5 protein-coding genes and 2 pseudogenes are annotated in these 25,058 nt (G+C 75.9%); all 7 read left to right on the top strand.

Going from position 1 to position 25,058, the window contains the following annotated elements; genetic code table 11:
* Positions 1–460: 460 nt before the first annotated feature.
* Positions 461–1,585 (top strand): annotated as a pseudogene (locus tag JJI54_RS33155) (amino acid adenylation domain-containing protein); the annotation flags it as partial.
* Between the two features lie 777 nt (positions 1,586–2,362).
* Positions 2,363–2,614: pseudogene (locus JJI54_RS33160) on the top strand (acyl carrier protein); the annotation flags it as partial.
* Complete coding sequence (locus tag JJI54_RS15325) at positions 2,611–8,268, top strand: beta-ketoacyl synthase N-terminal-like domain-containing protein (RefSeq protein ID WP_203073863.1); 5,658 nt, start codon at positions 2,611–2,613, stop codon at positions 8,266–8,268. The pseudogene JJI54_RS33160 and the gene JJI54_RS15325, both read left to right, overlap by 4 nt.
* On the top strand, positions 8,265–17,705 hold the full coding sequence (locus JJI54_RS15330; protein WP_203073864.1) for an SDR family NAD(P)-dependent oxidoreductase: 9,441 nt from the start codon (positions 8,265–8,267) through the stop codon (positions 17,703–17,705). Before JJI54_RS15325 ends, JJI54_RS15330 begins: the two co-directional genes overlap by 4 nt.
* Positions 17,692–23,697, top strand: coding sequence for a type I polyketide synthase (locus tag JJI54_RS15335; protein WP_203073865.1), 6,006 nt, complete (start codon positions 17,692–17,694; stop codon positions 23,695–23,697). The genes JJI54_RS15330 and JJI54_RS15335 overlap by 14 nt, the downstream gene beginning before the upstream one ends.
* Positions 23,690–24,163, top strand: a complete 474-nt coding sequence (locus tag JJI54_RS15340) for a nitroreductase family protein (protein WP_203073866.1) — start codon at positions 23,690–23,692, stop codon at positions 24,161–24,163. Before JJI54_RS15335 ends, JJI54_RS15340 begins: the two co-directional genes overlap by 8 nt.
* Positions 24,160–25,056 carry a methyltransferase domain-containing protein gene (locus tag JJI54_RS15345; RefSeq protein WP_203073867.1) on the top strand — a complete coding sequence of 299 codons (897 nt, stop codon included), beginning with the start codon at positions 24,160–24,162 and terminating at the stop codon, positions 25,054–25,056. The genes JJI54_RS15340 and JJI54_RS15345 overlap by 4 nt, the downstream gene beginning before the upstream one ends.
* Positions 25,057–25,058: the final 2 nt, after the last annotated feature.

Genomic DNA, 25,058 nt, shown 5'->3' on the forward strand with positions numbered 1-25,058 from the left:
CATGAGCGGCGTCGCGGTGCTGCGGGAGATCCGGCGCCTGCGGCCCGAAGCGGCCGCCGTGCCCGTCGTCTTCACCTCCACCATCGGGCATCCCTCGCTGGGCGGCGTGACATCGCCGCTCGCCTGGCTGGGCGAGACGGTCTTCGCGGTGACGCAGACGCCGCAGGTGGTGCTGGACCACCATGTGTTCGAGGAAGCCGGCGCGCTGGTGCTGGGCTGGGATGCGGTGGAGGCCGCCTTCCCGCCCGGTGTGCTGGACGCGCTGGTGGCCGCGCAGGCGTCGCTGCTCGCCGCGCTGCTGAGCGGGGAAGGCTGGACGCGCGACGCCAGCGCCTGCCGCCCGTCCCAGCCCCGCGCGAGCCTGACCGAAGCCGCCCCGCCACGCCTGCTGCACGCGGCGCTGGAGGAAGCGGCCCGCGCCACGCCCGACCGCCCGGCGGTGATCGATGCGGAGCGCGTGCTGGACCACGCGACCCTGCACGCCGCCGCCGGCCACCTGGCCGCGACGCTGCGCGACCGGCTCGGCGGCGAGGCGCGGGACCGCCTGGTCGCCATCGTGCTGCCCAAGGGCTGGCGGCAGGTCGTGGCCGTGCTCGCCGTGCTGAAGGCCGGCGCCGCTTACCTGCCCGTCGATCCCGCGCTGCCCGCCGAACGCCGCCGCTACCTGATCGCGCAGGGCGAGGCGCTGCCCCTCGAGGATCCCGCCGAGGTCGATGCAGCCCTCGCCGCCGCCCTCTCCGGCCAACCGCCCGCGCTGCCGCCGGTCGAGGATCCCTCGCGCCTCGCCTATGTCATCTACACCTCCGGCTCCACCGGCCAGCCCAAGGGCGTGATGATCGAACACCAGGCGGCGGTGGCCACCGTGGATGAGATCAACCGCCGCTGGGCCATCGGCGCGGAGGATCGCGCCTTCGGCCTTTCCGCGCTCGGCTTCGACCTCTCGGTCTGGGACATCTTCGGCCCGCTGGCCAAGGGCGGCGCGGTGGTGCTGCCGCCGCCGGAGGCCGCGCGCGATCCCGGCGCCTGGGCCGCGCTGCTGGTGCGCCATCGCGTCACGGTCTGGAACAGCGTGCCGGCGCTGATGGCGATGCAGATGGAACACGGGCTGCCCGTGGGCCATGCGCTGCGCCTCGTGATGATGTCGGGCGACTGGGTGCCGGTGGAACTCGTCCGGCGCCTCCAGGCCGCGCTGCCGCAGGCCGCGCTGGTCGCGCTGGGCGGCGCCACGGAGGCGGCGATCTGGTCCAACGCGCATGAGATCGGCGCCCTCGACCCCGCCTGGCCCAGCATCCCCTACGGCCTGCCGCTGGCGGGCCAGATGCTGCATGTCGTCGATGCGCGCGGCGCGCCCTGTCCCGATTGGGTGACGGGCGAGATCGAGATTGCGGGCGCGGGCCTGGCCCGCGGCTATTGGCGCGACCCTGTCCGCACGGCGGAGCGCTTCGTCACCAACCCCTTCACCGGCGAACGCCGCTACCGCACCGGCGATCTCGGCCGCTTCCGCCCGCATGGGGATGGCACCGGCCCGACGCCGATCGAGTTCCTCGGCCGCGAGGATTTCCAGGTGAAGATCCAGGGCTACCGGATCGAATTGGGGGAGATCGAGGCCGCGCTGGAATCGCACCCCGAGGTCGCTAGCGCCTGCGCGACGGTGGTGGAGGGTCCCGGCGGCAAGGCGCTGCATGCCTTCGTCGCACCGCGTCGTGACTCCTGGGACCGCGCGCGCCGCGTCCTCTCCCGCCCCGGCCTGCGACGGGACGGTGCCGCGCGCCTGCCCCTGCCGCATCGCGCGAGCGAGGAGAGCTACGACACCCGCCGCACCATCCGCCGCTTCACGGAGGCCGTGCCGCCGCCGGCCGCGCTGGAAGCGGTGGTCGCGGCCGCCGGCATGCCCGTGACCGTGCTGAACCGGGCGGAGGCCGGCGGGCCCGGCATCGCCATCCCCGATCCCGCCACCGCCCGCGTCGCTTCGGCCGCCGGCGCGCTGCTGCTGCTGGAAGCGCCGCGCAGCCGCACCGCGCTGCTCGCCGCCGGGCGCGCCGGGCAGCGGATGATGCAGGCGGCGGAGGCGCAGGGCCTAGGCCTTTGCGCCATCGGCCTGCTGCTGAAGGATGGCGCGCCGGTGCTGCACGCCTTCGCCTGCGGCGTGCCCGCCACCGAGGTCGCGGGCATCGACCTGGCCGGCGCGCTGCGGGAACACTGCGCCGCGCTGCTGCCCGCCTACATGGTGCCGCGTCACCTGCATCTGTTGGAATCGCTGCCGCTCAGCGCCAACGGCAAGGTGGACCGCGCCGCGCTGAAGCCGCCGAGCGTGGAGACGGCCGCCCCCGCCGGCGCAACGGAATCCGGCGTGGCCGCACTGGTGGCGGAAGCGCTCGGCCAGGCCGTCGCCTCGCAGCGCAACCTCTTCGATGCCGGCGCCACCTCGCTGCACATGGTGCGCCTCCAGCGCCTGCTGGCGGAGCGCATGGGCAGCCGCCTCTCCGTCGTGGACCTCTTCCGCCTGCCCAGCATCGCCGCCATCGCCGGTGCCCTGGCCGGGGAGGCAGCGGAGGGCGCGGTGCAGGGCGGGCTCGACCGCGCCGCGCGCCGCCGCGCGGCCCAGCGCCGATGAGCGGCATCGCCATCATCGGCATGGCCGGCCGCTTCCCCGGCGCGCCGGACCTGCACGCCCTCTGGTCGCTGCTCGCGAACGGGCGCGAAGGCATCACGCGCCTCGACCGCGCGACGCTACTGGGCGAGGGCGTGCCCGCGGCCGCGATCGACGATCCCCGCTACGTCCCCGCCGCCGCGGTGCTGAACGGCATCGACCGCTTCGACGCCGGCTTCTGGGGCATGGCCCCGCATGAGGCCGCGCTGATGGACCCGCAGCAGCGCGTGCTGCTGGAGACCGCCTGGCATGCGCTGGAGGATGCGCATTGCGATCCCCGCCGCACCGAGGGCCAGGTCGGCGTCTTCGTCGGCAGTGCCATCAGCACCTACCTGCTGTTCCGCCTGCGCGGCCAGATCGAGGGCCCGAGCCGCGCGGGCCAGCTCCTCGCCATGGCGGGGAACGACAAGGATTACGCGGCGACGCAGCTCGCCTACCGGCTCGATCTCAAGGGCCCGGCCATCGCGGTGCAGACCGCCTGCTCCTCCTCCCTCGTCGCCGTGCACCTGGCCTGCCAGAGCCTGCTGTCCGGCGAATGCGACGTCGCCATCGCGGGCGGCGTCAGCATCCGCGTGCCGCATCGCGTCGGCTACCGGCATGAGGAAGGCGGCATGCTCTCGCCGGACGGGCATTGCCGGAGCTTCGCGGAAGGCGCGGCCGGCACCGTCTTCGGCAGCGGCTGCGGCCTGGTGGTCCTCAAGCGCGCGGAGGATGCGGGGCGCGACCGCGTGCGCGCGATCATCCTCGGCACCGCCGTCAACAACGATGGCAGCCAGAAGGTCGGCTTCGCCGCGCCGAGCCAGGACCGCCAGGCCGCCGTGATCGCGGAGGCGATGGGCGTCGCCGGCATCACGCCCGCCGAGATCGGGCATGTGGAGGGCCATGGCACCGGCACGCCGCTCGGCGACCCGATCGAGGTCGCGGCGCTCGCCGCCGCCTTCCGCGGTACGGCGCCGGGCAGCGTCGCGCTCGGCAGCCTGAAGAGCGCGATCGGGCACACGGAGACGGCGGCCGGCGTCGCGGGGCTGATCAAGACCGTGCTGATGCTGGAACAGGGCGTCATCGCGCCGACGCTGCACGCGGCCGAACCCTCCCGCCGCATCGACTGGTCGCAGACGCCCTTCCGCCTGGCGACCGAGGCGCGGCCCTGGACGGAGCGCCGCATCGGCGGTGTCAGCTCCTTCGGCATCGGCGGCACCAATGCCCATGCGGTGGTCGCCGCGGCACCGGCTCGTGGCGCCATCGCGCGCCAGGCCCGGCCGCGCCTGGTGATCACCGCGAAGGACCCGGCAGCGCTGGCGGCACTGCGCGCCGCCTATGCCACGCGCCTCGCGGAACCGGGCGCCGATTTCGCCGCCATCGCCGCCGCCGCCAGCCGCCGCCCACGCCTGCCACTCGCGCTGGTCGCCGACAGCGCGGCGGCGCTGGCGACCGCAACCCCCACCAGCGACCTGCCGCCGGAAGCCCCGCCGGAGCCGGGCCTGCCGGCGGACCTGCCCGCCTATCCCTTCCAGCGCCGCCGTCACTGGGCCGCGACGCCGCGCCTCGGCAATCCCATCGCCCTGCCTTCCGGGGAGACGCTGCGCCTCGCCACGCCGGAGCCCTGGCTGCGCGACCATGTCGTGGACGGCGTCGCCCTGCTGCCCGGCGCCTGGCACCTCGCCTTGCTGGCGGAAGCCGGCGCCGCCACCCTCGCCGACCTCGCCTTCACCGCGCCCCTGCCGCTCGACGCCGCCGGCGCGATCCAGCTCTGGCAGGACCAGGCCGGGCGCTTCCGCGTGATGGCGGAGGCCGAGGGCGGCTGGCGCCAGATCGCGGAGGCGCATGCCGGCGCGCCGGCCCATCCCGCCACGGCCTTCGACATCACGCCCGCCGACATGATCGAGGGCGAGGCCTGGGCCGAGACCCTGGCCGAGGCCGGCCTCGCCTTCGGCCCCACCTTCCGCCGCATCACCCACCTCGGCCGCAGTGCCGATGGCGTCGTCGCGGAGATCGCCGAGGACAGCGAGGAGGTCGCGATCCTCGATGCCGGCCTGCAGGCGCTGGGGGCCGCGGTGCGCGACGCCAGCCTCGGCTTCCGCCCCGCCGCCATCGCGCGCTTCGCCCTCCATGCGCCCGTCGCCGCCTGCCGCCGCATCGTCGCGCGGCTGACCGAGGATGGCGCGGAGACGAAGACCGGCGACATCCTCTGGCTCGACACCGCCGGCGCCGTGCTGGCGGAAGCACGCGGCGTCGCCTGCCGGCGGGCGCGCGGCGCCACCTCGAACCTTCTCTTCACGCTGGGCTGGCGCCCCGCCACGGATCCGGCGCTCACCGCGCCGCATGAGGCGCTGGAGCGCTTCGCCCAGATCTTCGCCCGGGATGCGCTGGCCGCCGTCCCGAACCCCGCGCGCCCCGCGCTGCGCGCCCTGCTGGCGCCGCATGCCGCCGCGGCCGATGCCGGGGACGCGGCAGCCGGCTGCGCCGCCCTCGCCCGGCAATTCCCGGCGCAGGCGGCGGAGATCGAGCTCGTCGCCCGCTGCGGCGCGGCGCTGCCGGCGGTGCTAGCTGGCCAGCGCGATCCGCTGGACCTGCTCTTCGGCGATGGCAGGCCCGATGGCGCCTATCGCGGCAGCCCCCTCGCCCGCCACCTGAACGGCGTGGCCGCCGCCATCGCCAAGGGCGCGCGCCGCGTGATCGAGATCGGCGGCGGCACCGGCGCCACCACCGCCGCGCTGCGCGCCGCCCTGCCCGGCGCGCGCTACCTCTTCACCGATATCGGCACCGGCTTCCTCGATGCCGCTGCCCGCCGCCTCGGCGTCGAGACCGCGCGGCTCGATATCGCCGCCGATCCCGCGGCGCAGGGGATCGAGACCGGCGCGCATGACCTCGTCGTCGCCGCCAATGTCCTGCACGCCACGCCCGATCTGCGCGCCGCCATCCGCCACGCCGTGGCGCTGCTGGCGCCTGGCGGAAGGCTGCTGCTGGTGGAGGGCACGGGCCCGCTCGCGCGGCTCGACATTACCTTCGGGCTGACGGAGGGCTGGACGACGCGGAGCGACCACGAGCTGCGCCCCGACCATCCGCTGATCCCCGCCGATCGCTGGTGCGACCTGCTGCGGGAAGCCGGCCTCGACAGCCCGACCGTGGTGGCCGAGGCCGGCGGCCAGGTCGTCATCACCGCGACGCGCGCCGCCCTGCCCTGGGTTACCCTGGCGCCCGGCGCCGCGCTGCCCGCCACACCCATCGCCGGCGCCATCGTCGAGGCGCCCGTGGCGCCCGAAGCCCTGGTCGCCCTCGCCGATGCCCTGGCAGCAAGGTCGAAGTCGCCGCGCCTGCTTCTGGCGACGCGCGGGGCCGAGGCCGTGGCGCCCGGCGAAATCCCCGATCCCGATGCCGCCGCCCTTGGCGGCCTGTTGCGCACGCTGGCCCGCGAATATCCGGGCCTCGCCGCCCGCGCCGTCGATCTGGACGGCACCGGCGACGCAGCCGCGCTGGCCATCGAGGCCGCGCTCCGGGACGGCGAGGACCGCGTCGCCTGGCGCCAGGGCCAGCGCCATCTTGCGCGTCTCTCGCGCGCATATCCCGCCGCGCTGCCGGGCCCGGCAATCCTCACGCCCGCGCTCCACCTCGCGCCGCGCGACCCGCCCCGCCCCGGCCCGGGTGAGGTGCTCGTCCGCGTCCGCGCCGCCGGGCTCAACTTCAAGGATGCGCTGACCGCCGCCGGCCATGTCCCGGCAATCGGCCCCGGCCTCGGCGGCGAGGCATCGGGTGAGGTCATGGCGCTCGGCGAGGGCGTCACCGGCCTGCGCGAGGGCGATGCGGTCCTCGCCGTCGCGCCCGGCGCGCTGGCCACGCATCTCGTCGCCGATGCGCGGCTGGTGCTGCCCCTCCCGCGCGCACTGTCCTTCACCGCCGCCGCAGCCCTGCCCATCGCCGGCGTCACCGCCTGGCATGCGCTGCGCCACCTGGCGCCGCTCCGCCCGGGCATGCGCGTGCTGGTCCATGCCGCGACGGGTGGCGTCGGCAGCATCGCGCTCCGCCTCGCCCGCGCCGCCGGCGCCACCATCATCGCCACCGCCGGCAGCGAGGCGCGTCGCGCCGCCCTGCGCGCCGAGGGCATCGCGGAGGTGCTGGATTCCCGCGGCGCCGGCCTTGCCACCACCGCGCCGCTCGACGTCGTGCTCGGCGCCCTGCCCGCGGCCCTTCGCGACGCCGCGCTGGACCGGCTGCGCCCCGGCGGGACCTATATCGAGATCGGTCGCCTCGGCATCGCGAGCCCCGCCGAGATCGCCGCACGCCGCCCCGACATCGCCTGTCACGTCGTGGCGCTGGACCAGGTGGAGGCACCGGTCTTCGCCGCCCTGCTGCGCGAATTGCTGGCCGCCGTCGCGGCCGATCCGTCGCTGCTGCCACCGGTCACGGCCCTGCCGCTCTCCGCCGCGCCGGCCGCGCTGCAATCCATGCTGCGGGCGGAGCATCGCGGCAAGCTCGTCGCCATCCCGGACCTGCCGCGCGCCATCCGCGGGGATCGCAGCTACCTCGTCACCGGCGCGGGCGGCGGTCTCGGCCTGGCCATCGTCGCCTGGCTCCGCGCCCGCGGGGCCGGCGGCGTGCTGCGCGTGGCGCGGCGGGGTGATCCCGCGCCCGACCTCGTGCCGGGCGACGTGACCGATGCCGCGGCGCTGGCCGCCGTCACGGCGCGGGCCGCCAGCCTCGGCCTGCCGCCCATCGGCGGCGTGATCCATGCGGCGGGGCTGCTGGAGGATGGGCTGGCCGCGCGCCTCCCCCCCGGCGCCTTCGATCGCGTCGCGGCGCCGAAGCGCGGCGGGCTCACCGCCATCCTCGCGGAATGGCCGCATCTCGACCTGCTCATCGGCTTCTCCTCCGCCGGCGCGCTGTTCGGCTCCGCCGGCCAGGCCGCGCATACCGCCGCCAGCGCCGGGCTCGATGCCGCGCTGCGCGAAGCGGCGGCGGACGGCATCAATGCGGTCGCCGTGGATTGGGGCGCCTGGCGCGGCATCGGCGCGGCGGCGGAGCGCGGCGTGGACGTCACCGCCGCCGGCATGGGCGATTTCAGCGCGGCCGAAGCCTTCGACTCCCTCGACCAGATCCTGGCGCTGTCGCTCCCCCAGGCCGCCGTGCTGCCGCTGCGGGAGGATGCGCTGCGGGAGGCCGGCGCGCCGCCCCTGCTGCGGGACCTGCTCGACACGCCCGTGGCGCCGCCGCCGCCTGCGCCCGAACCCTCTTGCCCGGACATGCCGCCGGAGGATCGCCGCGCCTGGCTGCGGGACCGCATCGCCGCCGAATGCGCCGGGCTCCTCTCCCTCCCCGGCCCGATCGATCCCAGGCGGCCCCTGCAGGAATACGGCCTCGACAGCCTCGGCTCGCTCGAACTCCGCAACCGCCTGTCCCGCCTGGCCGGCGCCGCCCTGCCCGCCACGCTGCTCTTCAACCACCCGAGCATCGCCGCCATCGCCGAGCATCTCGCCGTCACGCATTTCGGCATGGCCGCGGAAGCCGCGCCCGCGAAGCCCGACGCGGTCGAGACGCCGGATGACCTGACGCAAGCCTCCGACGAGGAACTCGACGCCGCGCTGGCCGGCTTCGCCGCCCTGCTGGGGGAGGAGGCGCGATGAGCACCGACCGGCAGGTGAAGGAACAGGCCGTCCGCCTGCTGCAACGGATGCAGGAGAGGCTGGACGCCTCCGAGGCCCGCTTCCGCGCGCCCATCGCCATCATCGGCATGGGCTGCCGCTTCCCCGGAGCCGAGGATCCTGACGCCTTCTGGACCATGCTCGCGGAAGGCCGTGACGCCGTGCGCCCCGTGCCGCCGGATCGCTGGGCCGCGCCGGCGGAGGGCGGTACCGCGCAGGGCGGCTTCCTCGACGGCATCGACCTCTTCGACGCCGGCTTCTTCGGCATCGCGCCCCGCGAAGCCGCGGCGATGGACCCGCAGCAGCGCCTGGTGCTGGAAGCCGCCTGGCGCGCGCTGGAACATGCGGGCGTCTCGCCCGACGGGCTGGAAGGCACGCAGACCGGCATCTATCTCGGCTGCTGCACCGCCGATTACGCCCGCATCGGCGACCCGGCCGCGATGTCGGAGGAAGGCTACGCCGCGACCGGTGGCGCGCCCGGCGTCGCGGCGGGGCGGCTTGCCTACCTGCTGGGGCTCCAGGGCCCGGCGCTGGTGGTGGATACCGCCTGCTCCTCCTCCCTCGTCGCGACGCATCTCGCCGTGCAGGCGCTGCGCGCGGGCGAATGCTCGCTGGCGCTGGCGGGCGGCGTGAATTTGACGCTGCTGCCCTGGGGCGCGGCGACGCTCGACCGGCTGCACATGCTCTCCCCCGATGGCCGCTGCCGCGCCTTCGATGCCGGCGCCAACGGCTTCGTCAGGGCGGAGGGCTGCGGTGTGCTGGTGCTGAAGCGCCTGGCGGATGCGCAGGCCGATGGCGACCGCGTGCTCGCCGTCATCCGCGGCAGCGCGGTCAACCAGGATGGCCGCAGCAGCGGGCTGACGGCACCGAACGGCCTGGCGCAGGAAGCGGTGATCCGCGCGGCGCTGGCCAATGCGGGGCTGACGCCCGGCGATATCGACGCGATCGAGGCGCATGGCACCGGCACCACGCTCGGCGATCCGATCGAGATGCAGGCGCTGCGCGATGTCTTCGGCGCCGGGCGCGACACACCGCTCCGCGTCGGGTCGGTGAAGACGAATATCGGCCATGCGGAGGGCGCGGCCGGCGTCGCCGGGCTGGTGAAGGCCGCGCTGATGCTGCGCCACCAGGCGGTGGTGCCGAGCCTGCACTTCACCCGCCTCAACCCGCATATCGATCTTGGCGGGGCCGCGATCGAGGTGCCGGTCGCGACCGCGCCCGCCACGCTCCGCCGCGTCGGCGTCAGCAGCTTCGGCTTCTCCGGCACCAATGCCCATCTGATCCTGGAAGCGCCGCCGGCGATCCAGGCGCGCGACATCGAAACTGCCGAGTCACCCCACCTGCTGCTCAGCGCCCGCACCCCGGCGGCGTTGCGCGCGATGGCGGCGGCGACACTGACGAAACTGCGGGAAGGCGCCTTCAGCTTCGCCGATGCCTGCCACACCGCCGCCGTCGCCCGCCCGCGCCTGCCCTGGTGGATCGCGGCCGACAGCGTGGAGGCGCTGGCCACGGCCGAGCCCTCCGACGCGCCGATGCCCGACCTGCCCGCGCCGCCCGGCCGCCGCGTGGACCTGCCGGGCCATCCCTTCGACCGCCAGCGCTTCTGGCTCGACGAGGCCGAGCTGCTGCCCGGCCGCCGCCTGCCCCAGGCCGGCCCGGCCCCGGTGTTCGAGGCGCTGCTGGCGCCCGGCGCCCGGCTGCTGGCGGACCATCGCGTGCGCGGCACCGCCCTGCTGCCGGCGGCCGACATGCTGGAACGGCTACGGGCTTCGGCCGAGGCTTCCGGCCAGGGCAGTGCCCTCACCGACATCACGCTGGACCGCCCGCTGCCCGTCACCGTGCCGCGCCGCGTGCAGGTCGTGGCCGGGGATGAACTCGCGCTTTTCGCCGAACAGGATTCGGGCTGGGATCGCCACGCCACCGCCCGCGCCGCCGCCGCCGCCGCGCTGCCGGACCGGGCCCTCGCCCCGCTCCGCGCCGCCTGCGCGGAGCCACTGGACACCGGGGCCTTCCACGCCTGGCTCGCCGAGGCCGGCATCGAGTTCGGCCCGCATTACCGCTGCATCGAGGAGCTGTGGCGCGGCCGCGGCCAGGCGCTGGCGAAGCTTGGCCCGGCCCCCTTCCCCGTGCTGCTGGACGCGGCGCTGCGCACGGCCGGCGCCATCGCGCTGGGCAGCGGCGGCGCGGCCCGCCTGCCCGCCGGCGCAGCCCGCTACGCCCGTGCCCCGCGCGCGCCCGGCGCCACCTGCTGGGCGCATGCCGCCATCACCGGCGATGCCGGCGGCGTCACCACCGCCGATATCCGGCTGCTGGATGAGGACGGCACCGTGCTTGCCGCGGTAGAGGGCCTTCGCCTCGCCGCCGCGCCGGAAGCCTGGCGCGGCTGGTGCCACGCCATCGCCTGGACCCCGCGCCCCGATCCCCGCGCCGAGATCGCCGCGCTGACCGAGGGCCTGGACGACCCCGCGCGCCGCCTGGCGCTGGAAGCCGCCGCCACGCGCCACGCCCGCGCCGCCCTTGCCGCCGTCGCGGCGGAGGAGGTCGCACCCCGCCACCGGCGGCTCTTCACGCATCTCGCGCGCCTTGCCGCCCGGCCGCTGCCGGAAGCGGCGCCAAGCCTGGGCACGCCGGAGGCCGCGCTGCTCGATCGCTGCGGCGCCGCGCTGCCCGCCGTGCTGCGCGGTGAGGCCGATCCGCTGAAGCTGCTCTTCGAAGGCGATGGCGCGGAGCAGGTCTATCGCGACAGCCCCGCCTATGCCGCCGCCAACCAGGTGATGGCCGCGCTGGCCGATGCCGTGCTGCCCCCCACCGGCCCGCTCCGCGTGCTGGAGATCGGCGCCGGCACCGGCGCCACCGCGGCCGCCGTGCTGGCGCGGCTCGATCCCGCGCGCATCGACTACTGCTTCACCGATATCGGCCGGTCGCTGGTGGAACGCGCCCGCGGCCGCATTCCCGCCCAGCGCTTCGCCGTGCTGGACATCGAGGCCGATCCCGTCGCGCAGGGCATGCCGGAGGCCGGCTTCGACCTCGTCATCGCCGCCAATGTCCTGCATGCCACGCGGGACCTGGAAGCGGCGCTGCGGCATGCCTCCCGCCTGCTGGCCCCCGATGGCCGCCTGCTGCTGCTGGAAACCGATCCCGAGGGATTGCCCGGCGATCCCACGCCCGGCGGCTGGGTGGACCTCGTCTTCGGCCTGACGGAGGGCTGGTGGCGCTTTGCCGACCCCGCGCTCCGCCCCGACCACCCGCTGCTGACGCGCGCCGCCTGGCTGGCGCTGCTGCAGCGCCTCGGCTTCGAGGCGACCGCCATCCCCGGCCTGCCCGGCAACACGCTGCTGGTGGCGCGCCCGGCGGCGGAGGCGGTGACCTTCACCGATCCCGGCGGCCCCGCGCCCGACCGCTGCGCCGCCTTCCTCGCCACGATCCAGGCGCTGCAGCCCAGCCAGCGCCGGATCACGCTGGTCACGCAGGGCGCAGAGGGTCCGTCGCCGACCGACCCCGCCGGCGCCGCGCTCTGGGGCATGGCGCGCACGCTGCGGCAGGAACGGCCGGAACTCGACATCCGCCTGGTGGACGGGGAGGCGCCGCCCGCCCTGCTGCTCGCGGAACCCGAACTGGTCGTGCAGGACGGCGCGCTGCTGGTGCCGCGCCTCGGCCCTGCCGCCGAGGGCCCCGCCGCCGCGGTCGATTCCGATGGTCCCATCCTCGTCACCGGCGCCTTCGGCGGCCTCGGCCGCTTCGCCGCGCAATGGCTGGCGCGGCGCGGCGCGCGCCACCTCATCCTGGCGGGCCGACGCATCCCCGACGAGATCGGCTGGGTGGAGGCGCTGCGGGATGCCGGCGCCACCGTCACGCTGGAGGCCTGCGACCTTGCGGACGGCCCCGCCCGCGCCGCGCTGATAGCGCGCCTGCCGCGGCTCCGCGGCATCGTCCACGCCGCCGGCACGCTGGCGGATGCCACGCTCGCCCAGGCCACGCCGGCCGATTTCGCCACGACGCTGGCGCCGAAATTCGAAGCCGCGCGGGACCTCGACGCCGCCTTCCCCGGCCTGGATTTCTTCCTCTGCTTCTCCTCCGCCGTCGCGCTCTTCGGCCAGGCGGGCCAGGCGGCGCATGTCGCGGCGAGTGCCGCGCTGGATGCGCTGGCCGCCGCGCGCCGCGCCCGCGGCGGCCGCGCCACCAGCCTCGGCTTCGGCCTGTGGCGCGACATCGGATCGCAATCCGGCAATGCGGCGCTGATCAACCGCCTCGCCGCCCAGGGCCTCGGCACCATCCCGTCCGAGGCCGGGGAGGCCCTGCTGGACTGGGCGCTCGCCACGCCGCAGGCCGCGAGTGCCATCCTGCCCATCGACCGCCCGCGCTTCCTCGCGAGTTTTGCGGCCACGCGCCCACCGGCATCGCTGCGCGGCTGGGCGGTGGCCAAGCCCGTCGCCGCCGTCACGTCTTCAACGCAACAGGCCGCCCCCGCCGCCGCGCTGGCCGACCTCATCGCGGCGGAGGCCGCCACCGTGCTCGGCGTGCCGCCCGGCCAGGTGCTGGACCGCCGCGCGAATCTCTTCGAACTCGGCCTCGACAGCCTGATGGCGGTGGAACTCCGCAATCGCCTGCAGGCGCGCCTCGGCCGCGGTGCCCTGAGCGCCACGCTGCTCTTCGACCACAGCAGCGTCTCGGCCCTGGCCGCGCATCTCGGCGACGCCCCCGCCCCGGTCGCCACGCCCGCGCGCGCCACCGCCAGCGAGGAGCCGATCGCCATCATCGGCATGGGCTGCCGCTTCCCCGCGGGCGGCGAGGACCCCGACGCCTTCTGGCAGGCGCTGGCGGAGGGCCGCGACGGCATCATGGACCGGCCGGAGGGCCGCAGCCTCGGCCCGCTGGACCTGGCCGGCCCGCCAGCCGGCTACCTGCCCGATGTCGCGGGCTTCGACCCCCTCGCCTTCGGCATCGCCCCGCGCGAGGCCCCCTTCATGGACCCGCAGCACCGCCTGCTGCTGGAAGTGGCGTGGGAAGCGCTGGAGGATGCGCTGATCCCGGCCGACAGCCTGGCGGGCAGCAGCACCGGCGTCTTCATGGGCCTCTGCAACTACGACTACGCCCAGCTGGCCGCGAGCGCCGAGGGTGCCGAGGCCTTCGCCGGCACCGGCGGCGCGCCCAGCATCGCGGCGGGGCGCATCGCCTACCTCCTCGGCCTGAACGGCCCCGCCCTGGTGCTGGACACCGCCTGCTCCTCCTCCCTCGTCGCGCTGCACCTGGCGGTGCAGGCGATACGCCGCGGCGAATGCGCCATGGCGCTGGCGGGCGGCACGAACCTCGCACTCGGCGGCGGCACGACGAGTGCGCTGCAGGGGCTCTCCATGCTGGCGCCCGATGCACGCTGCAAGGCCTTCGATGCCCGCGCGGATGGCTTCGTCCGCGCCGATGGCTGCGGCGTCGTGGTGCTGAAGCGGCTCGGCGACGCGCAGGCGGCGGGTGACCGCATCCTCGCCGTCATCCGCGGCACCGCCGTCAACCAGGATGGCCGCAGCAGCGGCCTGACCGCCCCCTCCGGCGCCGCGCAGGAAGCGGTGATCCGCGCCGCGCTGGCCGATGCCGGACTCGCGCCCGGCGACATCGACGCGATCGAGGCGCATGGCACCGGCACCGCGCTCGGCGACCCGATCGAGATGCATGCGCTGCGCAACGTCTTCGGCCCGGGGCGCGACCGCCCGCTGCTCGTCGGCTCGGTCAAGACCAATATCGGCCATGCGGAGGCCGCGGCCGGCATCGCGGGCCTCATCAAGGCGGTGCAGATGCTGCGGCATGGGGAGGTCGCGCCGAGCCTGCATTTCGGCACGCTCAACCCGCATATCGACCTCGGCGGCGTCGATCTGCGCGTGCCGGTGGCGCGCGCCCCGGTCGCCTTCCGCCACATCGGCGTCAGTTCCTTCGGCTTCTCCGGGACCAACGCCCATGCCGTGCTGGAAGCGCCGCCCGCGCCGCCACCCGCGCCGCCGCCGCCCGCATCGCCGCGCCTGCTGGTCACGGCCCGCAGCGAGGCCGGGCTCAAGCGCCTCATCGCCGCCTACCAGGCGCGGCTGGCGGCGGGCGCCGATTTCGCCGCGCTCGCCGCCAGCGCCGCCACGGGCCGCGCGCGCCATCCCTGGTGGGTGCTGGCGGAGACGGCGGAAGCCCTGGCAACGGCCGTGCCCAGCAACGCCCCGCATCCCGACCTCCCGCCGCAAGCCGGCGCCCGCGTCGCGCTGCCGCTGACGCCCTGGGACCGCCAGCGCCATTGGGCGAAGCCACCCCGTGCCGCGCTGCCGCCCAGCGCCCATCCGCTGCTCGGCCGGCGCCTGCGCAGCCGTCGCGGCGAACGCCTCTTCGAGGCCGATCTCGCCCCCGACCGCCCCGCCTGGCTCGCCGACCATGCGCTGGCCAGCCGCGTCGTGCTGCCTGCCGCCGCCATGGTGGAGATGCTGCTGGCCGCCCTGCCGCCGGAGGCGCCCCACGTCCTGGAGGACATCACCTTCGACCGCCTGCTCGCCCCCGCGGAGACGCCGGTGGTGCAGACCAGCCTCGCGGACAGCGCCCTCACCCTCGCCGCCGCCGCCGAGGATCCCGAAGCCCCCTTCGCCACCATCGCGACCGCTCGCGCCGGCACGGCCGCCACCCCGCCGGCGCCCTCTCTGGCGGAAACCCGTGCCCGCTGCCCCCGCGCCATCGACATCGCCGGCCTCTACGATCGCTTCGCCGAGGCGGGCCTCGCCTATGGCCCCGCCTTCCGGGGGCTGCGCGCCCTCTGGGCCGGGGATGGGGAGGCCGTCGCGGAGCTGCCGGACAGCCGGCCGGGCTTCCGCATCGACCCCTGCGTGCTGGATGCCGCCTGGCAGGCGCTGGCCGCCGCCCTGCCGCCGGACAGCCAGGGCGCGCTGGTGCCGAAGGGGCTGGCGCGCTTCACGCTGCTGGGCGGCACGCCGCGCCATGCCGTGCTGCGGCTCTCCGCGCCCGACCGGGCGGAGATCGCGCTGCTGGGCGCGGATGGCGCCCCGGTCGCCCTGTGCGAGGGCCTGGCGCTCGCCATCGCGCGGCCCGGCGTGGTGGTGCAGGAACCCGCCTGGGACACGATCGCCCCCGGCACCGAGACACCGCCCTGGATCGACCTGCGGGCGGAGGCGGATGCCGTCGCCGCCGCCTGGCGCGTGCTGGAAGCCGCCCGCGCCGCCCCCGCCCGCCTCGCCGTGCTGGCGACGCTGGAGGCCGGCCCCGCCCAGGCCGCACTCGCCGGGCTGGTCCCGACACTCGCGCTGGAACACCCCGAGCTGCGCCCGGTGCTGCTCGACCTGCCCGCCGGCGCCATGCCGCCCGCCATCCCGGCCGAATCCCCGCCGGTGCTGGCGTTCCGCGACGGCACGCTGACGGCCCGCAGCCTCGCCATCCGGCCGACGCCGCCGCCCAGCCCCGCGCCCTTCGTCCTGGCCCGCGGCGCCGATGCCTCGCTGGAGGCCCTGCGCTGGGATCGCGCCGCCGCCGCCGCGCCCGGGCCTGGCGAGGTCGCGATCGAGATCGCCGCCACCGGCATCAATTTCCGCGACGTGATGAACCTGCTCGGCGTCTATCCCGGCGATGGCGGGGCGCCTGGCGTCGAATGCGCGGGCCTGGTCGCCGCCATCGGCCCGGGCGTCTCGGGCCTGGCCCCCGGCGATGCCGTGCTGGCCATCGCGCCCGGCTGCTTCGCCAGCCATGTGGTCGCCGATGCCCGGCTGGTGCGCCCGCTGCCGGAAGGCCTCGGCTTCGCGGAGGCCGCGGCGCAGCCCGTCGCCTGGCTGACCGCGCGCCTCGCGCTGCTGGAAGTGGCGCGGCTGCAGCGCGGCCAGCGCGTGCTGATCCATGCCGCGACCGGCGGCGTCGGCCTCGCCGCCGTGGCAGTGGCGCGCGCCGCCGGCGCGACCGTGGTCGCCACCGCCGGCAGCCCTGCCAAGCGCGCGCATCTCGCCGCCCTCGGCATCACGGAAATCCATGACAGCCGCGGCACGGATTTCGCCGCCGCCGCGCCCGTCGATGTCGTGCTGAACAGCCTGACCGGCCCCGCCATCCCGGCCGGGCTCGGCCTGCTGAAGCCCGGCGGCGTCTTCCTCGAGATCGGCAAGGCGGAGATCTGGGACACCGCCCGGGTGGAGGCGATCCGCGCCGATATCCGCTACCGCCCCGTGGCGCTGGACGGCCTCATCCTCTCCAACCCCGCCCGGGTGGGGGAGATGCTGGGCACGCTCTGCGACGACCTCTCGCAGGGCCTGGCGCCGCTGCCCGTGGAGCGCTGGCCCTTCGCGGAGGTCACGCCCGCGCTGCGGCGCATCCAGGCCGCGCGCCACATCGGCAAGCTGGCGCTGGCGCGCAGCCTGTTCCGCGGGGATGCAACCTACCTCCTCACCGGCGGCACCGGCGCGCTCGGCCAGCATCTCGCGCGCTGGCTCGTGGCACGCGGCGCGCGGCATCTGGTGCTGCTGGCCCGCAACCCTGGCGAGGTCGCGATCGAGGGCGCCGAGATCCGCGTCGTCGCCGCCGACATCGCCGATCCCGCCGCGCTGCGCCGCGCGCTGTCTGGCCTGCGACACCCGCTGCGCGGCATCTTCCACCTGGCCGGCGCGCTGCACGACGGAACGGCGGCGCTAATGGACCGGGAAAGGCTCGCCGCCGCCTTCCCCGCCAAGCTCGCGGGGGCGGAGGCGCTGGACCGCATCGCGGCCGCCCATCCCATCGAGCATTTCGTCCTCTTCGGCTCGCTGGCCGCGCTGCACGGCTCCCCGGGCCAGGCGAACTATGCCGCGGCCAATGCCGCGCTCTCGGCCGTGGCGGCGCGCCGCCGCGCCCGGGGCGAGCCCGCGACGCTGGTGCATTGGGGCGCCTGGCAGGGTGCCGGCATGGCGGGGGGCCGCGCCGGCCTGTCGCCGGAGGCCGCGCTGGCCGCGCTCGATTCCGCGCTCTCCGCCGGGCTGGCGGAGGCCGCGGTCTCCGCCGCCAGCAGTGCCGCCCCGCCGCCGCGCCTCGCGCTGCAGGAACGGCTTGCCGCCGCCATCGGCAGCGCGAAGCGGGACGCGCTGGCCGATGCGGTGGCGGAGGCGATCGGGCGCATCCTCGGCCTCGGCGACATGCCGCTCGACCGCGCGCGGCCGCTGGCGGAACTCGGGCTCGACAGCCTGATGGCGGTTGAACTCCGCAACACGCTCTCCGCCGCCATCGGCAAGCCGCTCCGCGCCTCGCTCGTCTTCGACCATCCGAGTGCCGAGGCGCTCACCGCGCATCTCGCCGCCGAACTCGGCCTCGGCGCCACGCCGCGGGCCGAGACGCCACCGCCGCCACCCGCCCTGCCGACCGAAGCCCCGACCGACGACGACGACGCGATGCTCCTGCTGCTCGAACGGAAGCTGGCCCATGCCGGGTACTGACACCGCCGCCCGCGAAGCCAGCGCGGTCCGCCGCGCCCTGGCCATGATCCAGGACCTGGAAGGGAAGCTGGAAGCCGCCGGCCGCGCGGCGCGGGAGCCCATCGCCGTGATCGGCATCGGATGCCGCTTCCCCGGCGGCGCGGAAGGCCCGGACGCCTATTGGCAGTTGCTCTCGGAAGGCCGCGACGCCGTGACGGAGGTGCCGCCGGAGCGCTGGGACGCCACCGCCCTGTTCGATGCCGATCCCGACGCCCCCGGCCGCGCCAGCAGCCGCTGGGGCGCCTTCCTCGATGCCATCGACCGTTTCGACGCCGCGCTCTTCGGCATCTCCCGCCGGGAAGCGGAGGCGATGGACCCGCAGCACCGCCTGCTGCTGGAGAATGCCTGGGCGGCGCTGGAGGATGCGGGCATCGCGCCGGATCGCCTGGCCGGGCAGCCGATGGGCGTCTTCGTCGGGCTGAGCACGGCGGATTACGGCACGCTGCTCGGGCGGCAGCGGGACCTCGGCTGGATCGATGCCTATGCCAGCCTCGGCAATGCGCCTTCCATCGCCGCGGGCCGCATCGCCTATGCGCTCGGCACGCAGGGGCCGACCATGGTGGTGGACACCGCCTGTTCGTCCTCGCTGGTCGCCACGCATCTCGCGGTGCGCGCGCTGCGCAGCGGGGAATGCAAGGTGGCGCTGGCGGCCGGGGTGAATGCGACGCTGTCGCCGGAGCTCACCATCGGCTTCTCCAAGGCGCACATGCTGGCAGGCGATGGCCGCTGCAAGACCTTCGACGCGGCGGCCGATGGCTATGTCCGCGGCGAGGGCTGCGGCGTGGTCGTCCTCAAGCGCCTGTCGGATGCGGTCGCGGCGGGTGATCGCATCCTCGCCGTCATCCATGGCAGCGCCGTCAACCAGGATGGCCGCAGCGCCGGCCTCACCGCCCCCTCCGGCCCCGCCCAGGAAGCCGTGCTGCGCGCCGCGCTGTCCGACGCATCGCTGTCGCCCGCCGAGATCGACGCCATCGAGGCCCATGGCACCGGCACCGCGCTTGGCGATCCCATCGAGATGCATGCGCTCCGCAGCGTCTTCGCCGGCGATCGCGCGCGCCCGCTCGCCGTCGGCTCCGCCAAGACGAACATCGGCCATACCGAGGCCGCCGCCGGCATCGCCGGCCTCATCAAGGCCGTGCTCATGCTCCGCCATCAGCAGGTGGCCCCGAGCCTCCACTTCACGCGGCTCAACCCGCATATCGACCTGATCGGTGCGGCCATCGCCGTGCCGACGCGCCTCGAAGCCACGCCGCTCCGCCACATCGGCGTCAGCTCCTTCGGCTTGTCCGGCACCAATGCGCACATCGTCCTAGGCGCCGCATCGACGGTAGAACACGCGGCCGATTCCCGCCCTGCGCACATCCTGCCGATCAGCGCCCGCGATCCCGCCGCGCTGACGGCGCTGGTGGCGCGCTGGCAGGCCACGCTGGCAACGCCGGGCGCCGACCTCCCCGCCCTCGCCCGCACCGCCGCCACCGGCCGTGCGAGCCTCCCCCGCCGCATCGCCATCGTCGCCCGCGATGCCGCCTCCGCCGCCGAGGCGCTGGCCGCCGCGCAGGCCACCACCGCCACCCGCCCCCGCCTCGCCTTCCTCGTCACCGGCCAGGGCAGCGCCTTCCCCGGCATGGCCCGCGGCCTCGCCGAGACCGCCTCCGTCTTCCGCCGCGTCCTCGACCGCTGCGACGCCGTCATGGGCCTCCCCGCGCCGCTGTCCCGCCTCTTCGAGGATGGCGCCGCCCTCGCCCGCGCCGATATCGCCCAGCCCGCCCTCTTCGCCCTCTCCGCCGGCCTCGGCGCGCTCTGGCGCAGTTGGGGCGTGGAGCCCGTGGCGCTGCTCGGCCACAGCCTCGGCGAATACGCCGCCGCGCACCTCGCCGGCGTGCTGGCGCTGGAGGATGCCGCGCGCCTCGTCGCCGCACGCGGGCGCCTGACGCAGGCCCTGCCCGCGGGCGGCGCCATGGCCGCGGTGCTCGGCCCCAACGGCCAGGCCGTGCTGGCGCGTCACCCCGCGCTGGAACTCTCCGGCGAGAACGGCGCGGAGGCCATCACCGTCGCCGGCCCGCAATCCGCCATCGCCGCGCTGCTCGATGATCCCGCGCTGGCGCGGCAGGGGCTGGAGGCGCGGCCGCTCGCCGTCTCCCATGCCTTCCACTCGCGCCTGCTCGACCCGATGCTGGACGCGCTGGAAGCGGAGGCGCGCGCCATCCCGCACAACCCGCCCGCCATCCCCGTCATCGGCAACCTCGCGGGCACGGTGGTGGCACGGCACGACGCCACCTATTGGCGCGCCCATGCCAGGCAGCCCGTCCGCTTCGCGCAGGGGCTCGCGAGCCTCGCCGCGATGGGCGTGACGCATGCCGTCGAACTCGGCGCCATGCCGGTGCTGTCCGGCTTCGCGCGCGCCGCCATGCCCGCGCTGGTCACGCTGCCGACCCTCGCCCGCGCCAGGCCGGGGCAGGATGGTGCGACGCTCGGCTGGACCACCGCGATGCAAAGCGTGGCCCGCCTCTGGCAGGACGGCGCGGAGATCGATTGGCCCGCCTTCCACCAGCCCTACCCGACCCGCACCACATCAGCGCCCACCTACCCGTTCCAGCGCCAGCGCTACTGGTTCGCGCAGGAAGCCGCCGCGCTGCTCGATGCGCCCATCGCGCTGGCCACCGGCGCGCGCCTAGCCCAGGCCCGCTTCGACACGCAGCGCCTGCCCTTCCTGGCCGACCACGTCGTGATGGGCGACCTCATCGTCCCCGGCGCCAGCCATGTCGTCGCCATGCTCGCCGCCAGCGGCGGCACGGCGCTTCGCGACATCGTCTTCGCCGCGCCCTTCAAGCTGCCCGCCACCGGCTGCGCCGTGCAGGTGCTGGTGGAGGGCGACCAGGTCTCCCTGCATGCCGATGCCGGCGGCGCCTGGACGCGCCACGCCGCCGCCACCCTCGCGCCCGCCCCCACGGCCCCCGCGCTTCAGGACCCGCAAGCCCTCGCCGCCCGCGGTGTCGAGGAGGAAGGCGGCGCCGCCGCGCTGCACGCCATGCTGGCGGAACGCGGCATCACCCTCGGCCCGACCTTCCGCGGCATCCGCCGCGTCTTCCGCGGCGCCGCCGAAGCCATCGTCGATGTCGAGCTGCCCGAAGGCACGCCGGCCATCGCGCCGCTCCACCCCGCGCTGCTCGATGCCTGCTTCCAGGCGCTCGGCGCCACCTTCAGCGGCCAGGGCGAATCCGGCGCCTTCCTGCCCCTCGCCATCGATGCGGTCGCGCTGCACAAGCCCCATGCCGGCCCCGTCCGCGCCTGGGTCCGCGCGCGCCCGACCAGCGGCGGCGGCGTCGCCACCGGCGATGTCGAGATCATCGACACGGACGGCGCCCCCGTCATGACCGTCACCGGCCTCACCATCCGCCGGATCGAGGCCGGCGGCGCCGATCCCGCCGACCGCTGGACCTACGAGGTCGAGTGGGTCGCCCTGCCGCCGGAAAGCCGCATCCCGCCCCTCGGCGAGGCCGCCGCCCGCGCCGGCGCCGCCACCGCGCCGCGGGAGGAGCCGGGCTTCGCCGAGGCGCTGGAATCGCTCGCCGGCGGCTACGCCGCCCGCGCCCGCGCCGCGGTGCCGGAAGCCGCCGTGACTCCCGCGCTCGCGCGCCTGCACCGCCATCTCCCCGCCATGGCGCAAGGCGGCGCCGCCGACCCCGATGCGCTGGCCGCCGACCTCGCCGCCCGCCACGGCGACCGCATGGAAATCGCCCTCGCCCGCCGCGCCGGCGCCGCGCTCCCCGCCGTGCTGCGCGGCGAGGCCGATGCCCTGGCCGCGATCTTCGGCGATGGCGGCTCCATCTACGCCGACCCGCCCTTCGCCCGCATGCTCAACGCCATGCTGGTCGCCGCCATCGCCGAAGCGGTCGCGGCGCTGCCCGAAGGCCGCAAGCTGCGTCTGCTGGAGATCGGCGCCGGCACCGGCGCGCTGGTTGCGGCGCTGGCGGAGGCCGGCCTGACGGACCGCCTGGCCATCACCTTCACCGACATCTCCGCCGGCTTCCTCGATGCCGCGACCGCGCGCTTCGGCACGGCGATCGCCGCCGCCCAGCCGCTCGACATCGAACGCGCGCCCGAATCCCAGGGCTTCGCGCCCGCCAGCTACGACCTGGTCGTCGCCAGCAACGTCCTGCACGCCACGCGCGACATCCGGGACAGCCTGCGCCACGCCGCCAGCCTGCTCGCCCCCGGCGGCGCGCTGCTGCTGCTGGAGGCCTGCCGCCGCAGCAGCTGGGCGGACCTCGTCTTCGGCTCCACCCCGGGCTGGTGGCGCTTTGCCGACACCACGCTCCGCCCGGACCACCCGCTGCTGGCGCCGGCGGCCTGGCAGGCCGTGCTGGCGGAGCGCTTCGGCGCGGTGGAGATCGTGCCCGCCCCCGGCGGCGCCCAGGCCATCGCCATCGCCCGCGCCCCCCGCCCCGCCCGTGCCTGTCGCGTGGCGGAACCCGCCAGCGCCGCCGAAGCCCTGGCCGCCGCGCAGCAGGCCGCATCGGCCGCCGAACCCATGGCGCTGCAGTTGCTGACCCGCGGCGCCCAGCCCGTGGGCCCCGTCACCCGGCCGGACCTCGCCGCCCTCATCGGCCTCGGCCGCGTCGTCGCGCTGGAACACCCGGAACTCGACCTCCGCCTCCTGGACCTGCCGCCCGGCGAGGAGCCGCCCCCGCCGCCCGAGGGCGAACGCGAGGCCGCCTGGCGTGACGGCGCCTGGCACGTGCCGCGCCTCAAGCGCGTGGCGCTGCCGCCCGGCCCGGGCTTCGCGACCAGCGGCACCCACCTCGTCACCGGCGGCCTCGGCGGCCTCGGCCCGCTGCTGGCCGAATGGCTGCTGGCGCGGGGGGCGGAGCGTGTCGTGCTGATGGCGCGCCGTCCCGCGGCCGGCACGCCCCTGCCGGCGCGCTGCGACGTCATGATCGGGGACGTGGCCGATGCCGATGCGGTGCGGCGCATCGTCGCGGCCATCGAGGCGGAGGGCCCGCCCCTGCGGGGTGTCTTCCACCTTGCCGGCAGCCTCAGCGACGGCGCCATCCTCCGCCTCGGGCCGGAGGACCTGGCCAGGGTCGCCGCCGCCAAGGTGGATGGCGCGCTGAACCTGGAAGCCGCCACGGCGGGCCGGGTGCTCGACGCCTTCGTCCTCTTCGGCTCCTCCGCCGGCCTCATCGGCAATGCCGGCCAGGGCGCGCATGCCGCGGCCAATGCGGTGCTGGGCGCGCTGGCCCATGCCCGCCAGGCGCGCGGCCTGCCCGGCCTCTGCATCGACTGGGGCGCCTGGGGAGAGGCCGGGGCCGTCGCCGCCACGCCCGCCGGTGCGCGCCTGACGGCGGCCGGCGCCGCGCTGATGGCGCCGAAGGATGCGCTGGGCGCCCTCGGCCGGGCCATCGCGTCCGGCAAGCCGCGCCTGCTGGTCGCGGCGATCGACTGGCCGCGCTTCCTCGCGGGCTATGGCGCCGCCGTGCCGGGCTTCTTCACGGCCGTCGCGCCGCCCCGCGCCGCCGCGCCCCGCGCCCGCGCCGCCACCCAAGGCGCCGATCCCCGCGGCAGCCGGGAAGCGCTCGCCGCCTTCATCGCCGGAGAGGCCGCGCGCGTGCTCCGCGTCGGCGCCGGAGAGGCGCTGGCCCCCGACCAGCCGCTCAGCGATGCCGGGCTCGACAGCCTCATGGCGCTGGAATTGCGGAAGGCCCTTGGCGACGGGCTTGGCCTGACGCTGCCCGCGACGCTGCTGTTCAGCTACCCGACGGTGCAGGCGCTGGAAGCCCATCTGGCCGGCGTGCTCGGCCTGGATGCGCCCGCCGCCGCGCCCCCGCCCCGCGCCGCCCCGCCACCCCCGGATGATGAGATCGAGGCCAGTGTCATGCGCATGTCGGAGGATGAGATGATGGCGCTCATCGCGCAGGAATTCGCCCTGGCGACGGAGGATGGCCGTGGCTGAGCTTTCCCTGGACAGCCTCGGCCGCCTGCTCGGCATGCTGGCCAGCCGGCCGGGGCCGCTGCCGAAGTACCGCTACGCCTCCGCCGGCACGCTCTACCCCGTGCAGGCCTACCTGTCCCTGCCCGCGCCCGGCCTGCCTGGCCTGGCCCCCGGCTGCCACTACCATGACCCGGAAGCCCATGCGCTGGCCCCCGTCTCCGGCCGGCCGGCGGATGCGGTGCCGCTCCTGTTGCTGGTCGCGCAGATGGCCGCGATCGAACCCGTCTATGGCGCCCTGTCGGAGGATTTCTGCATGCTGGAAGCGGGATACATGAGCGCCGCGCTGGAGGATGCCGCCGCCGAGGCGGGCCTGGCCCTCGTCGATGCCGGCGACCCCGCCGGATGGGACCGCGCCCTGCTCGATGCCGCGCTGGCGCTGGAGCCGACGCACAAGCCGCTGCTCGCGCTGCGGGTCGCCGCGGCATGAGCACCAGCATCCCGGCCCGCGGCAAGCTGCGGGAGGCGCTCGACTACCTCCTCTGGTTCTACACGCCCTTCAAGCGCATGAGCGCGCGGGACATCTACGAACTCGTCTCCACCCATTCCTTCAGCAAGCGCGGCCTCTACCTCAACCTCGGCTACTGGCGCGACGCGACCACGATCGACGAGGCCTGCGAGGCCATGGCGATGCTGGTGGCGGAAAGCGCCGGCGTCGGGCCGGGGATGGATGTGGTCGATGTCGGCTTCGGCTTCGCCGACCAGGACATGCTCTGGATGCAGCGCCTGGCGCCGCGCTCCATCACCGGCCTCAACGTCACGACATCGCAGGTGCTCACGGGGCAGAAGCGCGTGGCGGAAGCCGGCATGGCGGACCGCATCACGCTGCTGGAAGCCTCCGCCACCGCCATGCCGCTGCCCGATGCCAGCGCGGATGCGGTGCTCGGCGTCGAATGCGCCTTCCACTTCGACACGCGGGAGCAGTTCTTCGGGGAGGCGATGCGCGTGCTGCGCCCGGGCGGGCGGCTCTCGCTGGCCGATGTCATCCGCAACGACCCGGAGCCCGGCGCCTTCGGCCGCCGCGTGCAGGACTTCAACTGGAACTTCTTCATGCAGAAATACGCGGTGCCGCAAGCCAATGCCGATGACCGCGCCAGCTACGCCGCCAAGCTGCGGCAGGCCGGCTTCGTGGATGTCGAGGTCCGCTCCATCCGGCATGAGGTCTATCCCGGCCTGCACCGCTTCATGGCGACGGACCCCGAGATGCTGCAGCGCTTCCACCCCATCGCGCGCATGCCCTACAAGCTCTCGCTGCGCTTCAGCCATGAGAAGGTCTACAACGCCTACGATTATGTGCTGGCCACGGCGCGCAAGCCGGGCTGAGC

The sequence above is a fragment of the Falsiroseomonas ponticola genome (assembly GCF_016805305.1).
GTDB lineage: Bacteria > Pseudomonadota > Alphaproteobacteria > Acetobacterales > Acetobacteraceae > Falsiroseomonas > Falsiroseomonas ponticola.